10 protein-coding genes are annotated in these 13,663 nt (G+C 70.7%); 7 read left to right on the top strand and 3 right to left on the bottom strand.

Annotation, left to right across the window (positions count from 1 at the left end):
* Positions 1-43: 43 nt before the first annotated feature.
* The 5 genes from AC3IF1_RS22620 to AC3IF1_RS22600 all read left to right on the top strand — a co-directional run bounded on the left by AC3IF1_RS22620 (position 44) and on the right by AC3IF1_RS22600 (position 7,689).
* Positions 44-295 carry a hypothetical protein gene (locus tag AC3IF1_RS22620; protein WP_489219439.1) on the top strand — a complete coding sequence of 84 codons (252 nt, stop codon included), beginning with the start codon at positions 44-46 and terminating at the stop codon, positions 293-295.
* 149 nt (positions 296-444) lie between these two features.
* Positions 445-3,858: an acyl-[ACP]--phospholipid O-acyltransferase gene (locus AC3IF1_RS22615; protein ID WP_489219438.1), complete on the top strand. Its 3,414-nt coding sequence runs from the start codon at positions 445-447 to the stop codon at positions 3,856-3,858.
* Positions 3,859-4,010: 152 nt separating this feature from the next.
* The gene (locus AC3IF1_RS22610) at positions 4,011-4,226 is read left to right on the top strand and encodes a hypothetical protein (RefSeq protein WP_489219437.1); all 216 of its coding nucleotides are present in this window, start codon (positions 4,011-4,013) and stop codon (positions 4,224-4,226) included.
* Positions 4,227-4,316: 90 nt separating this feature from the next.
* The gene (gene pbpC, locus AC3IF1_RS22605) at positions 4,317-6,503 is read left to right on the top strand and encodes a penicillin-binding protein 1C (protein ID WP_489219436.1); all 2,187 of its coding nucleotides are present in this window, start codon (positions 4,317-4,319) and stop codon (positions 6,501-6,503) included.
* Positions 6,504-6,645: 142 nt separating this feature from the next.
* Positions 6,646-7,689: a cytochrome-c peroxidase gene (locus tag AC3IF1_RS22600; RefSeq protein WP_489220444.1), complete on the top strand. Its 1,044-nt coding sequence runs from the start codon at positions 6,646-6,648 to the stop codon at positions 7,687-7,689.
* A 458-nt stretch (positions 7,690-8,147) separates the two neighbouring features.
* On the opposite strand, the gene AC3IF1_RS22595 is transcribed toward AC3IF1_RS22600, so the two are convergent.
* A complete protein-coding gene (locus AC3IF1_RS22595) occupies positions 8,148-8,981 on the bottom strand; it encodes a nucleotide-binding protein (RefSeq protein ID WP_489219435.1) in 834 nt (277 codons plus the stop codon).
* A gap of 1,056 nt (positions 8,982-10,037) precedes the next feature.
* Between AC3IF1_RS22595 and AC3IF1_RS22590 the strand changes: the two genes are divergently transcribed.
* The gene (locus tag AC3IF1_RS22590) at positions 10,038-11,090 is read left to right on the top strand and encodes a hypothetical protein (RefSeq protein ID WP_243967968.1); all 1,053 of its coding nucleotides are present in this window, start codon (positions 10,038-10,040) and stop codon (positions 11,088-11,090) included.
* A 25-nt stretch (positions 11,091-11,115) separates the two neighbouring features.
* Here the strand turns inward: AC3IF1_RS22590 and AC3IF1_RS22585 are convergent, their stop codons facing one another.
* Positions 11,116-11,829, bottom strand: a complete 714-nt coding sequence (locus AC3IF1_RS22585; protein ID WP_489219433.1) for a MarC family protein — start codon at positions 11,827-11,829, stop codon at positions 11,116-11,118.
* Between the two features lie 107 nt (positions 11,830-11,936).
* Entirely contained in the window at positions 11,937-12,671 is a 735-nt protein-coding gene (locus AC3IF1_RS22580) for a class I SAM-dependent methyltransferase (RefSeq protein ID WP_243967964.1), read from the bottom strand.
* Between the two features lie 140 nt (positions 12,672-12,811).
* Here AC3IF1_RS22580 and gloB point away from each other — a divergent pair, with 140 nt between their 5' ends.
* The gene (gene gloB, locus AC3IF1_RS22575) at positions 12,812-13,588 is read left to right on the top strand and encodes a hydroxyacylglutathione hydrolase (RefSeq protein ID WP_489219432.1); all 777 of its coding nucleotides are present in this window, start codon (positions 12,812-12,814) and stop codon (positions 13,586-13,588) included.
* The last annotated feature ends 75 nt before the right edge of the window (positions 13,589-13,663 follow it).

Raw genomic sequence — 13,663 nt, 5'->3', positions numbered from 1 at the left:
ACTGCGTGTATTGCGTCATGCCGAACCACCGAGGGTCGAAGCCATGCGCACCGGACGACGCTTCTCCCTTCCGATCGATCCCTGGCCGCAGGCCTCCCTGGCCGAGCGGACCGCCGTCGGAATGGTCCTGACCTTCCTGCTGCTCCCGCCGGCCTGCGTGGCGGGCGCCGCGCTCGTCGTCGGCACGGCGCTCGCGGCGCATATCCACTGGTCCTACGACCTCGGCGCCTCCCTGCGCGCCTTCGTCGGCCGGCACACCGGGGCGGTCATCGGGCGACACGGCCGCAAGACCTGACGGCCGGTCCCACCGCGTATCGCATCGGGCCGGGTGCCGGCCCACACGGCGCGAGGGCGCGCAGACCGGGTTCGCTGTGCGTTCCCCTCGGTCCGATTTGACCTGACCGTCCCTGGTGGGCCAGTCAGGTTCGGAACCGAGAGACCGCCATGTTCCGTACCCTGATGACTGCGCGGCGCTTCGCGCCGCTGTTCTGGTGCCAGTTCTTCTCGGCGTTCAACGACAATTTTCTGAAGAACGCGCTCGCCTTCCTGATCCTGTTCGGGATCGGCGGCGAGGCGGACGCCCATGCGGGCGTCCTGGTGACGCTGGCGAGCGCCGTGTTCATCGGGCCGTTCTTCATCCTGTCGGGCCTCGGCGGCCAATGGGCCGACCGCTACGACAAGGCGCTGATGGCGCGGCGGCTGAAGTTCGCCGAGATCTTCGCGGCCGGCACCGCCGTGCTCGGCTTCCTGCTGCATTCCGTGCCGATCCTGTTCGTGGCGCTCGGCCTGTTCGGGACGATCGCGGCCCTGTTCGGCCCGATCAAGTACGGGATCCTGCCCGATCACCTGCGCCGCGAGGAGCTGCCGGCCGGCAACGCCCTGGTGGAGGCCGCGACCTTCCTGGCGATCCTGCTCGGGACGATCGCCGCCGGGGCGGCCTCGGCTCTGGGCGGATCCGGCCTGCTGTTCGGCGCCCTGGTGATGGGCTTCGCCGTCCTGTGCTGGCTCTCGGCCCGGATGATCCCAGCGACAGGGGAGGGGGCGCCGGACCTGCATGTCGACCGCAACATCGCCCGCTCGACCGCCTCGCTGCTGAGGGACCTCTGGGCCGACACGCGCCTGTGGCGCGGCTCGCTCACGGTGAGCTGGTTCTGGCTCGTGGGCGTGGTGGTGCTGTCGCTGCTGCCCGTGCTGGTGCGCGGCGCCTTCAACGGCACCGAGACGGTGATCACGCTGCTGCTCGCCCTGTTCTCGATCGGCATCGCCCTGGGCTCGGGGCTCGCCTCGTGGCTCGCCAGCGGCCGGATCGTGCTGCTGCCGACCCCGGTCGGCGCGGTGCTGATGGGCCTGTTCGGCCTCGACCTCGCCTGGACGATCGGGCACCTGCCCCCGCCCCCCGCGGATGCCATCGGACCGATCGACTTCCTGCGGACCGGCGAAGGCCTGCGCACCGGCCTCGGCTTCCTCGGCCTCGCGGTGTCGGGCGGCCTCTACATCGTCCCGTCCTTCGCGGCCGTGCAGGCCTGGGCGGAGAAAGCGATGCGCGCGCGCATCATCGGCGCGGTCAACGTCGTAACGGCGGCCTTCATGGTGGCCGGGACCCTGGCGCTGGCGGCCTTGCAGGCTGCGGGCCTCTCGATCGCCAGCCTGCTCGCGGTGGTGGGCGTGCTGAACCTCGTCGTCGGCGCGATCGTGTTCGCGACGCTGCCGACGAGCCCGTTCCGCGACGCCCTGTCGATCCTGTTCCGGGCCTTCTACCGGCTGGAGGTCCGCGGGCTCGACAACGTCGCGGCGGCCGGTCCGAACTGCATCCTGGCGCTGAACCACGTCTCGTTCCTCGACGCGCCGCTGGCCCTGTCGCTCCTCGATCAGGAGCCGGTCTTCGCGGTCGACAGCGGGATCGCGCAGCGCTGGTGGGTGCGGCCGTTCCTGCACGTCACCAAGGCGATGCCCCTCGACCCGACCCGGCCGCTGGCCACACGGACGCTGATCAACGCCGTCAAGAGCGGCGAGACCCTGATCATCTTCCCCGAGGGCCGGCTCACCGTCACCGGCAGCCTGATGAAGGTCTATGACGGCGCCGGGCTGATCGCCGACAAGGCGGGGGCGATGGTGGTACCCGTGAAGATCGACGGGCTGGAGCGCACCGCCTTCTCGCGCCTGTCGCGCCGGCAGGTCAGCCGCCGCTGGTGGCCCAAGGTGACCGTCACGGTGATGCCCCCGGTGCGCCTGACGGTGGACCCGGCGCTCAAGGGCAAGGCCCGGCGCCAGGCGGCCGGCGCGGCACTCTACGGGATCATGTCGGAGCTGCTGTTTCGCACCGCCGACATCGACCGCGGCCTGATGGCGGCGCTGATCGAGGCGGGCGAGCGCCACGGCTGGCGCCGCAACGCCGTGGAGGATCCGGTCACCGGCCGCCTGACCTACGGCCGGCTGGTCCTCGGCGCGAACGTGCTCGGCCGCAAGCTCATGCCGCTCGCGCCCGAGGGCGGCCGGATCGGCGTGATGCTGCCCAACGCCAACGGCGCGGCGGTGACGCTGTTCGCGCTGGCCTCCGCGGGCCGGGTTCCGGCGATGATCAACTTTTCGGCCGGGCCGGCCAACGTGCTCTCCGCCTGCCGGGCGGCGCAGGTCGACAGGATCCTGACCTCCCGGGCCTTCATCGAGAAGGGAAGGCTCGGCAGCCTCGTCGAGGCGATCAAGGGCCAGGTCGCGCTGGTCTACCTGGAGGACGTGCGGGCGACCATCACCACGCCGGACAAGATCCGCGCCCTGCTGGCCGGCCGGAAACCCCTGGTGCCGCGCGCGGGCGAGGATCCGGCCGCGGTGCTGTTCACCTCGGGCAGCGAGGGCACGCCGAAGGGCGTGGTGCTCGCCAACCGCTGCATGCTGGCCAACGTCGCGCAGGTGGCGGCCCGGATCGATTTCGGCCCGATGGACAAGGTGTTCAACGTCCTGCCGGTGTTCCACGCCTTCGGCCTCACGGCCGGGCTGGTCCTGCCCCTGGTCTCGGGGGTGCCGGTCTATCTCTACCCATCGCCGCTGCATTACCGGATCGTGCCGGAACTGATCTACGGCTCGAACAGCACCGTCCTGTTCGGGACCGACACGTTCCTGACCGGCTACGCCCGGGCCGCCCACGCCTACGACCTGCGCTCGCTCCGCTACGTCGTGGCCGGCGCCGAGGCGGTGAAGGAGACGACCCGGAGGACCTGGGCGGAGAAATTCGGCCTGCGCATCCTGGAGGGCTACGGCGTCACCGAATGCGGGCCGGTGGTGGCGCTCAACACGCCGATGTTCAACCGCTTCGGCACGGTCGGCCGGATCCTGCCCGGCATCGAGACCCGCCTGGAGCCGGTGCCCGGGATCGACGAGGGCGGCCGCCTCTCCCTGCGCGGGCCCAACATCATGCTCGGCTACCTGCGGGCGGACAAACCCGGCGTGCTGGAGCCCCCGCCGGGGGGCTGGCACGACACCGGCGACATCGTGGCGATCGACGCGGCGGGCTTCGTCACGATCAAGGGCCGGGCCAAGCGATTCGCCAAGGTCGCCGGCGAGATGATCTCGCTCGCCGCCATCGAGGCGCTCGCCGCCGAGCGCTGGCCGGACCGGGCGAGCGCCGTCGCGGCGGTGCCGGACCCGCGCAAGGGCGAGCGCCTGATCCTGTTCACCGAGGAGAAGGGCGCCACCCGGGCCGACTTCCAGAGCTTCGCCAAGGGCCGCGGCGCCTCGGACGTGGCGATCCCGGCCGAGGTGGTGGTGCTGGACGCGATCCCGCTGCTCGGCAGCGGCAAGGTCGACCACGTGGCCGTCGCCAAACTCGCCCTGGAGCGCGCGAAGGAAACCGCCGCCGCCTGAGAGCGGCCTCGCCCGGCCCGCATCATCCAAACAGGGGATGCGGGGCCCCCGGCGTTCCGCTCGTATCACGTATGCAGTTCCGACTCGCTCCACCGGCGCAATCGCGTCGTCGGAGCGGATATCGTCTGCGGTCGCATCGAGAGGGGCAGATCATGGCGAAGGACAGGCGCATTCCGGCTTGGCTGGCCAGGCGGACCTATTTCAAGCGCATCGAGCGCTGGTCGAAGCCCGGAAAGCCCCGCCCGGCCCTCCCGACGCGCGAGACCGAGGTGCTCGCGCTTCCATCCAACGTGGTGCCCTTCCCGGTTCGGCTGGATCGGCCGGATCGTCCCGACCTCCCGGATCGGCGCAGCGTCAGCATGGCGTAGGCCTCCACCGTCTCCGGACTGGGCTTGTCCGCGGCGCGGGAATTGGGAATCCTGCGCGCGGGACCGGCGGGTCCGGAACCTGGAGGACACGTGCCGCAGGACAGGCCCGATCCCGGCGTAGGCGCGCCGCGGCCCCGGCGCTCGGGGGCGCGCCTCGGCCTCGCCGGGGCGGTCGGACTCGGCCTCCTCGCGACCGGCATCGGCGTGGTCTGGACCTATGCCATCGGGCTGCCGCCCCTGGACCTCACGGCCGCGGCGGCGCGCTCGACCGTGGTGCTGGACCGATCCGGCACGCTCCTGCGCCCCTTCGCGACCGCGGATGGGCGCTGGCGGCTGCCGGTCACCGCGGACGCGGTCGATCCGCGCTTCCGGGACATGTTGCTCGCCTACGAGGACCGGCGCTTCGCCAACCATCACGGCATCGATCCGGTGGCCGTTCTGCGCGCCGCGTATCAGTGGCTGACGCGCGGGCGCATCGTGTCCGGCGGCTCGACCCTGTCGATGCAGGTGGCGCGCCTGGTCGAGCCGCGGCGCGCCCGCTCCCTCGACGCGAAGTTCCGCCAGATGATCCGGGCGGTCCCGCTGGAGCGGCAGCTCGGGAAGCCCCGCCTGTTCGAGCTGTACCTCGCGCTGGCCCCCTATGGCGGATCGATCGAAGGCGTGCGGGCCGCGAGCCTCGCCTATTTCGGGCGGGAACCGGTGCGCCTGACCGCGGCGCAGGCCGCCCTCCTGGTCGCCCTGCCGCAATCCCCCGAGACCCGCCGGCCGGACCGGTTCCCCGGGCGTGCCCGCGCCGCCCGCGACCGCGTCCTGGACATCGCCAGCGCCCGGGGCGTGCTCACCGCGTCGGAGGCCGAGGCCGCCAAGGCCGAGCCGGTGCCGACGGTGCGAAAACCCTTCCCGATGCTCGCCGCGCACGCCGCCGAGGAGGCCGCGGCGGCCGATCCCGCCGCCCCGGTGATCCGCCTCGCCATCGATGGGCGCCTGCAGGAGCGGCTGGAAGCGCTCGCCGCCGAGCGTGCGTCTGCGGCCGGCCCGGACCTCTCGGCCGCGATCCTCGTCCTTGACAATCGCTCCGGGCACGTCCTCGCCCAGGTCGGCAGCGCCGGCTACTGGGACGCGTCGCGGCGCGGCGCCATCGACATGACCCTGGCAGTCCGCTCCCCCGGCTCCGCCCTCAAGCCGTTCGTCTACGCCATGGCCTTCGCGGACGGGCTGGCACATCCCGAGACGCTGCTGGAGGATCGCCCCCGGCGGTTCTCCGCGAGCTATGCCCCGGAGAATTTCGACCTGACCTTCCAGGGCACGGTCACGGCCCGGCGGGCCCTGCAGCTGTCGCTCAACGTGCCGGCCGTCGAGCTGATGGAAGCGGTCGGTCCCGCGCGGTTCATCACGCGGCTGCGCGCGGCCGGCGCCGGGATCCAGCTCCCGCGCGAGGCGGCGCCGGGCCTTCCGGTGGCGCTGGGCGGGCTCGGCATCACGCTCACGGACCTCGCGCGCCTCTATGCGGGGCTCGCCCGGGGCGGCACGCTGCCGGACCTCCAACGCCGGCTCGCGCCGGACGTGACGGCTCCGAGCCCGTGTCCCAACGCAACCGCCTGTGCCGGGCCGACCGCCCGGGCGGCGGAGGGCCCCGGGCACCGGATCGCCGAGCCCGTGGCCGCCTGGTACGTCGCCGATATCCTGCGCGGGACGCCACCGCCGGAGAACGCCCTTCCGAACCGCATCGCCTACAAGACCGGCACATCCTACGGCTACCGCGACGCCTGGGCCGCCGGGTTCGACCGCCGCGTGACCGTGGTGGTCTGGGTGGGGCGGCCGGACGGCGCCGCCGTTCCGGGCCTCGTCGGCCGGACCGTGGCGGCGCCGATCCTGTTCGACGCCTTCGCGCGCCTCGGGATCGAGCCCGAGCCGGTTCCGCGCCCGCAGGACGCGGTGGCGGCCGGGCCCGGCGGCCTGCCACCGCCGCTCCGGCGCCTCGGCCCGGAGTCGGCCGACGCCCAGGGTCCGGCCCTGCGCATCGCCTATCCCCCCGACGGTGCCCGGATCGACGTCGGCCTGGGGACGGATTCGCAGGGCGACGCTGCGGGGCGGCCGGGGCTCGCCCTGAAGGCGCTCGGCGGCGTGCCGCCGCTGACCTGGCTGGTCGACGGTCAGCCGGTCCTGCAGACACTGCGGCGCCGCGCCGAGTGGTTTCCAGGAGGGGCCGGCTTTGCGCGGATCTCGGTCCTGGATTCGACCGGCGCGAGCGACAGCGTTGCGATCCGCGTCGAATAGCCGGACCTCATCGATATCGTCACGGAAGCTTGGCCGTTCCGAAGTTTTTCATGCAAAAACAAATGCCCGGGCCGATTTATTCATGCGGAGATTCATACGTCATCAACGAAGGGCGGTTTAATCTTGCCCCGAGAGGTCGATGATGGCGTGGAAGGTCGGCGCCGCGGTCGCGGTGGTTCTCGGGTTCGTCGGCGTCGGGGCCGGCAGCGGCAGCGGTCCCGATCCGCGTCGCTCCGGCTGGCGCGACGGCTATCGGCCGCCCACCGAAATCCCGTTCCCGGCCGAGAATCCGTATACGGCCGCCCGGGCCGAGCTCGGCCGACGCCTGTTCTTCGACCCGATCCTGTCCGGCGACAGGACCCGGTCCTGCGCGACCTGCCACGTCCCGGACCTCGCCTGGGCTGATGGGCGTGCCCGGGCGGCGACGCGTCAGCAGGGCGATATGGACCTGCGCACGCCGACGCTCATCAATGTCGCCTGGCAGGATGGGCCCCTCGGCTGGGACGGCAAGTTCCCCACGCTCGAATCGGTCTCCGCGATGCCGATCACGGCGCCGGGCAACATGAACCTGCCGATGGCCGAGGCCCTGACGCGGCTCTCCGGCGATCCGGACTACGTGGCGGCCTTCGCCGGCGCCTTCGCGGATCCGGCGATCACCCGCGAACGGCTGGAGGCCGTGCTCGCCACCTTCGAGCGCCTGATCGTGACCGCCCCGACACCCTTCGACCGGTGGATCGCCGGCCAGGAGGACGCGATCGGCGATCCGGCCAAGCGCGGGTTCGACCTGTTCAACGGCCGGGCCGGCTGCGCCAGCTGTCATTCCGGCTGGTCGTTCACCGACAACTCGTTCCACGACATCGGGGTCGGATCGGGGGCGGATATCGGGCGCGGACGCTTCAAGCCGACATCGGTCGCCCTGCAATACGCGTTCAAGACGCCGACCCTGCGGGAGATCGGGCAGCGCGGCCCCTACATGCACGACGGCTCGGTACCGAGCCTCGAAGCCGTGATCGATCTCTACGACCGGGGCGGGATCGAACGCCCGAGCCGCGCCCGAGCGATCAAACCGCTCCATCTCACCGGCACGGAGCGGGCCGATCTCCTGGCGTTCCTGGCGACGCTGTCGGCCCGTACGGAGCGGGACCTCATGACCGCGTCCTTCGCGGCCCACCCTCCGGCGCCCTGACATCGCGGCGAATCGGGTCTCAGCAGCCGATCTCGGATCCGCGCTGGCCGCGGCCCGGGCTCCGCTGCTCGCAGAACTCCAGCGCGGCGGCGAGGCGCGTCTCGTGGCGGCGGCGCCGTTGGACAGGGTCACGACCGTCCCCAGGGTCCAGGCGCCGGCGAATAGGCCGAGGCCCACCACACCCAGCAGCACGTAGGCCATCAGCCTGTTGCGGCGCAGATCGCCCTTGAGCTGCTGGATCAGGTCCCGGTTGTCTTCGGCGAGCGTGTTCCGCGCGACCACCAACTCGTTGTACATGTTGGTGATGGCGTTGGTCGACATGTACACCAAGAGCAGGTGGACGACGAAGTCGTCGTCCGTCGTGGTGTTCAGGGCGGCTGCGATCCGCACGGCGAGCTGACGCTCCCAGGGCTGGAGATCGCGGCCGTGGACCGACCGGTAGAACCGCTCGAGGTTGGTCACGGCCGGAGCGCATCCCGCCAGGCCGTATGGAAGTTGCGCCGAAGGCGGCGGCCCTCCACGCGCAGGCGCATGGGCGCCGTGTTCGCCAGGAACTGCCAGGTCATGTGCTGCACCCGCAGCGCCTCGATCAGGCGCTCTCCGATCCGCTCGATCTCGATGACGCGGAAGTTCGGCTGCTTGCGCAGAGCCTTCACGAGGTCCGACGATTCGAGATAGTCGAAGTTGGTCGCCTGCGCGGTGTTCTTCGCCAGGATCGCCCGGTCGCACTCGATCAGCATCGGACGGAGTTCCTTGAGAACCTCCAGGGCGGTCGGATCGACGGCGCCGGCCGCCACGACGACGCTGAGGCGGATATTCGCTTCCCGGCAGCTCTCGACGATGATCTCGGCGCAGCGCCGGGTCGTCTCGGTGTCGCCGGCCGGGAAATCGACCACCACGAAGCGCTCCGCGGTCTCGATCACGTGCTCGATCATGTCCTGGCACAGGGTCGGGTCGACGCGGCCGGTGCTGTCCTCCGCGCGCAGGCGCTGCTTGACGCAGGAGATGCCGGTCCGCCGCGGCACGAAATTGTCGCTGCCGGGGCTGGTCTCCTGCATCAGCGCGGTGTGGAAGTGCCGGTTGGCCGGGTCGGTGTCGATCGCCAGGACCGGGCCGACCTCGGCGCAGAGATCGGCGACCTGAAGCGCGATGGTGGTCTTGCCGACCCCGCCCTTGCCGCCCAGGCAGAGGACCAGGACTTTCGCCGCCGAGCCCAGAAGGTCGCGCTGGATCTCCTGGATCTCGTCCGGGCTGTACCAGGCCGGAACCTTGATCTGCGTATCGTCGCTCATGGGATAGCTCCTTGCTGATGGGGCAGGGCGGCCTCCGCGCGCCGGGGCGCCGGGGACCGGTCCTGCGGGGATGTCAGGATTTACGCGATGCGCCCGGGCCCGCGGGCCGCCTGCGCGGGGTCGAGCGGGTCATGCGGGCCTCCCGGGCCGCGCCCGAGGCGGCCATCGCCGCTCTCGATGATTCGCCCCGCGGGCCGGCGGGGGAGGGACGAGCCGCCCTATGCCGGTCACCGGGAGGTCGCTGACGGGAGCCGGCTGGGGGATCCGGCCGGGCAATGGCGCTGCATTGGGATGTCGCGCGGCCTTCACGGGCCGCGCGATGCGCCGGGCGTCGAAATGGCGTCCCTCCGCGCGGCGTGCACACGATCGCTCCGCCCCTGTCGACAGCGGCCCGGCCGGAGGTTTTAACCCGCGCAAGTTTATCTGGCCCAAGTTCATCTCGCCAACGTTTAAGTCCGGCCAAGATCCCGTATGAGGCCGCATACCCTGCGAGCTCCGTGATCCCGTCTCCGAAGGCTGTTTCCCGCTACAGCCTAAACATTAACGAATCAATCTCAGCACTTATTTGCTGCTTATTACTCAAACTTGGTCGACATAAGCGTCTGAAAACAAAATTCACTCGCCAAAAATTCGAACTGACGCACAGAAAATATCTGAATATCGTACGAATAGCCATGTTGAAGTTGCGGTGACGCGCGGCCGAGCGCCCGGATCAGGGCGGACTTAATCGGATCCGTGGTCGCGGGGCGTCTCTGAGGCGGACGATGGCCGGGCCTCGGACGCCACCGGCACGATGAAGCGGTCACGTGGGGAGCCGACGAGCGGGACAGCCCGGACCGGCGCCGGGACTTCGGGGGGTCTGGTGCGAGCCCCCGAGCGCGCCATCGCCGCCGCTCCGACGCGCGGGGCAGCGATGGCGGAATGCGAAGCTACCTAAGCAGAATCCACAGCGTTAACCGTCCACTCACATTCGTTAACAAACCATTGGCTAAAATCCGACGGAGATATTTAAGTAGTCCGGTAACCACGGTGTCGTTGCGCAGCGACGAGGGCTCAATGCCAGCATCCAGAAAAACGTCGCGATCGGTCGCCTGCGCCCTCGGCCTCTCGGGGCCCCTGACCCTCGCCGCGACGGGTGCAGCCGAGGCCCATGTCAAATGGTTCTGCGCCTACGACGTGGCCGGGCAGCCGCAGGGCCTCGAGCAGGTGCTCTGTTTGAATTTCGAGTGGCTGACCGGGCTCGCCCTTCTCTGCCTCATGTTCGGATGCTTGGCCGAGGGCACGCCCCTCGGGGGCGCCCTGCTCAACGCCCTCGACCGCGTGACCACGCGGATCCGCATCGACACCGAGCTCCTGGTCCGCGCCACGCTGGGTTTCTTCCTGGTCTCGCTGTTCGACCTCGGCGGCATCATCCTGACCCCGGAGCTGAAGACCGACGTGGCCTGGATCCCTTGGCTTCAGCTCGCGCTGGCGGCCTGCCTGATCTGGCGCCGGACGATGCCGATCACCGGGCTGGGCCTCGTCTTCCTGTTCAGCTACGCCACCGCGCAATATGGGCTCTTCCACCTCGCGGATTATCCGATCTTCCTGGGCATCGCCGCCTACCTGATCGCGCAGGGACTCGGCCTAAAACCCTTCGGGATCCGCCCCCTGGACATCGTGCGCTGGTCCGCCGCGATCACCCTGATGTGGGCGTCCATCGAGAAGTGGGCCTATCCGGAATGGTCGGCGCCGCTGCTCGCCGCCAAGCCGCAGATGACCATGGGCGCGACCCCCGAACTGTTCATGCAGGCCGCCGGCGTCATCGAGTTCACCCTGGCCTTCGCCCTGGCCTGGACGCCCCTGGTCCGGCGCAGCGCGGCCATCATCCTGGCGGCGATCTTCGTCTCGGCGATCGTCGAGTTCGGCAAGGTGGACGCGATCGGCCATTCCGGGATCATCGTGGTGCTCCTGGCGATCGCCGCCGACGATGTCCGGGTCCCGGTGCGCGTGCGGCAGGTACTCCTGGCGCCGGCCTGGTACGGCGCGGCGCTCGCGGCCTTCCTGTTCCTCTACTACGTGGGCCACGCCGCCCTGTTCGGCGGGCTCGGCACGATGCCGGTGATCTGACAGGCGCCCCTCGTGACGCCCGGCCTCATCGCGCCGCCAGCAGCGGTCCGAGCACGTCGGCGAGGCCGTTGAGCAGGATCTGCGTGCCGACGCACAGCAGCAGGAAGGCGAACAGGCGCCCGGTCACCCGGGCGCGGGCCGGGCCGAGCAGCGCCACCACCCGGTCGGCTGAGGCGTAGAGGAGGGCCACCGCCCCGGCGACCACGAGGGCCGCCAGCGTCACGCCGAGATAGAAGCCGAGGCGCTCGGCATAGGGCCCGGGCCGGTTCGCCCCCAGGGTGATCGCGACCGCGATCGTGCCCGGCCCGGTGGTGAACGGCAGGGTCAACGGGAAGAAGGCGATCTCCGAGAGAACGCCCGGCCCCTGCTCCGCCGGGGACCCCGGGGCGGCCGCGCCGCGCCCCCCCGAGCCCGACGCCTCGGCCTGCTTGCGCGCCTCCCGCGCCTCCGGCCGATTGAGCTGGGTCCAGGCCGACGACATCACCACCAGGCCGCCGGCGACGCGCAGGGCCCCCAGGGTCACGCCGAAGAAGTTGAGGATCGGCGTGCCGGCCCAGAGGGCGCCGAGCATCACCAGCGCGGCGTAGACGCCGATCCGGCGCGACAGCAGCACCCGCTCGGCGTGGCTGTAGATGCTGGTCACCTGCGCGAAGATGAAGGCGCCGCCGATCGGGTTCACGATCGCGATCAGCCCCGAGAGGGCGAGCAGGAACTGCTGGAGGGTGAAATCGATGCTCATCCGGACCCGTCCGCGTTGCGCGCCCTCCTAAAGCATCGGCCCGAAGGCTGGCCACCGGCTTTCCACCCACGACGACAGCCACGACACGCATCGCCGCGGCGCCGGGATCAACCCGGGGCGGGCGCCGGGACCAGGACCCGGGCCGGGGCGAGGCGGCGGGCGCGCCGGACCTGACGCACCGTGATCGGCCGGTAGAGCTGCTTCGTCGCGTCGACCACATGCAATCCGGCGAAGGGCAGGGACAGGCTGGTACCGATCCACTCCCAGGCCGGGCCGGTGCGCAGCATCGGCCGCGAGCGCACCGGCGGCATGTACAGCGTCTCGGCCCAGCTCACCGGCGAGAACAGGGTATCGCGCATCAGCCGCCCGAGCTGCGAGCGGCTGTAGGGCTGGCCATGGCCGAAGGGTGTCGCCTCGCGCCGCGCCCAGACGCCGCGCCGGTTCGGCACCACCAGGATCATCCGCCCGCCCGGGGTGAGGGTGCGCCACACCTCCTGAAGCAGCTCCGTGGGGCTCTCGACCGCCTCCAGGGCATGGATCAGGAGGATCCGGTCGACGGCGGATTCGGGCAGCGGCATCATGGTCGGATCGGCCAGCGCCGTGCAGGATCGGCCGCTCGCAGGCCAGTTCACGACACCCTGGCTCGTCGGCATGAAGGCGAGGGTGCGCTCGGCGATGCAGTGGACCGGGCTCAGATACGGCGTGGCGTAGCCGATCCCGAGCACCCGCAGGCCCGAGACCGAGCCGAGGAACTCGTGGAGCGTGCGGCCGACCACGCGATGCGTCGTGCGGCCCAGGGGGCTGGCGTAGAAGGCCCGCAAGCCGTTGACGTCGAGACGCATGGAGAAGCAGGTTACCGAACCGGGAACGGGTGCCGTACTCAATGGTGACCCGGACCGCGCGCGGCAAGCGTGAACGGAACCCGGCCGCTCGGCCGCCTGTTCACGGCGACACCGTTTGCGCCCCGAGGAGATCCCGTCCGATGGCCGCCGAGACCGAGATCCGCACCTTCCTGTGCCGCAGCGACAATATCGGCGTCCTGATTCGCGACCCCGCCACCGGGGCCTGCGCGGCGATCGACGTGCCCGAGGCCGGTCCGGTTCTGAAGGCCCTCGATGAGACCGGATGGCGGCTCACCGACATCCTCGTGACCCACCGGCACGGGGACCACGTCGAGGGCATCCCGGCGGTGAAGCGGGCCACCGGCGCCCGGGTCGTGGCCCCCGCCAAGGCCGGCGATGCGGTCCCGCTGGTGGACGTCGCCGTCCGGGAGGGCGACACGGTGCGGGTCGGCAGTCTCGAAGCCCGGGTCTGGGAGACGCCGGGCCACTGCGCCGATCATGTCACCTACTGGTTCGCCGAGGCCGGCATCGTCTGCGCCGGCGACACGCTGTTCACCCTCGGCTGCGGCCGGGTCATGGAGAGCCCGCCCGAGACCCTCTACCGGTCGCTGCGCCGCTTCGACGACCTGCCCGGCAACGCGCAGGTCTACAGCGGTCACGACTACGTACTCGCCAACGCCCGCTTCGCGCTGGCGGCCGACCCGAACAATTCGGATCTGAAGGCCCGATACGCCGAGGCCGAGCGGGCGAAAACGGAGGGCCGCTTCCTCGTCCCGTCGACCATGGAAGCGGAGCGGGCGACCAATCCCTTCCTGCGCAGCGCAGTCCCGGCCCTCGCCAAGGCCGTCGATATGCCACCCGAAAGCGACGCTGAAACCGTGTTTGTCGCTTTAAGAGCGTGGAAGAACCGCTTCTGAGGCAGGTGATAACGAGAAAAATTTGTTGCCTTCTCAAGGCAAACTGACACATAGGTGTGTTTAAGCGGTCTTAAT

The organism is Methylobacterium sp. E-012 (genome assembly GCF_057836545.1).
Note: the sequence above shows the minus strand (reverse complement) of the source record. Positions and strands in the feature narration are given on the sequence as shown.

What these genes read in the sequence shown, in the direction of transcription:
- AC3IF1_RS22620 (WP_489219439.1), top strand. Translation starts at nt 44, where the DNA reads ATGCGCACCGGACGACGCTTCTCCCTTCCGATCGATCCCTGGCCGCAG.
- AC3IF1_RS22615 (WP_489219438.1), top strand. Translation starts at nt 445, where the DNA reads ATGTTCCGTACCCTGATGACTGCGCGGCGCTTCGCGCCGCTGTTCTGG.
- AC3IF1_RS22610 (WP_489219437.1), top strand. Translation starts at nt 4,011, where the DNA reads ATGGCGAAGGACAGGCGCATTCCGGCTTGGCTGGCCAGGCGGACCTAT.
- AC3IF1_RS22600 (WP_489220444.1), top strand. Translation starts at nt 6,646, where the DNA reads ATGGCGTGGAAGGTCGGCGCCGCGGTCGCGGTGGTTCTCGGGTTCGTC.
- AC3IF1_RS22595 (WP_489219435.1), bottom strand. Translation starts at nt 8,981, where the DNA reads ATGAGCGACGATACGCAGATCAAGGTTCCGGCCTGGTACAGCCCGGAC.
- AC3IF1_RS22590 (WP_243967968.1), top strand. Translation starts at nt 10,038, where the DNA reads ATGCCAGCATCCAGAAAAACGTCGCGATCGGTCGCCTGCGCCCTCGGC.
- AC3IF1_RS22585 (WP_489219433.1), bottom strand. Translation starts at nt 11,829, where the DNA reads ATGAGCATCGATTTCACCCTCCAGCAGTTCCTGCTCGCCCTCTCGGGG.
- AC3IF1_RS22580 (WP_243967964.1), bottom strand. Translation starts at nt 12,671, where the DNA reads ATGCGTCTCGACGTCAACGGCTTGCGGGCCTTCTACGCCAGCCCCCTG.
- gloB (WP_489219432.1), top strand. Translation starts at nt 12,812, where the DNA reads ATGGCCGCCGAGACCGAGATCCGCACCTTCCTGTGCCGCAGCGACAAT.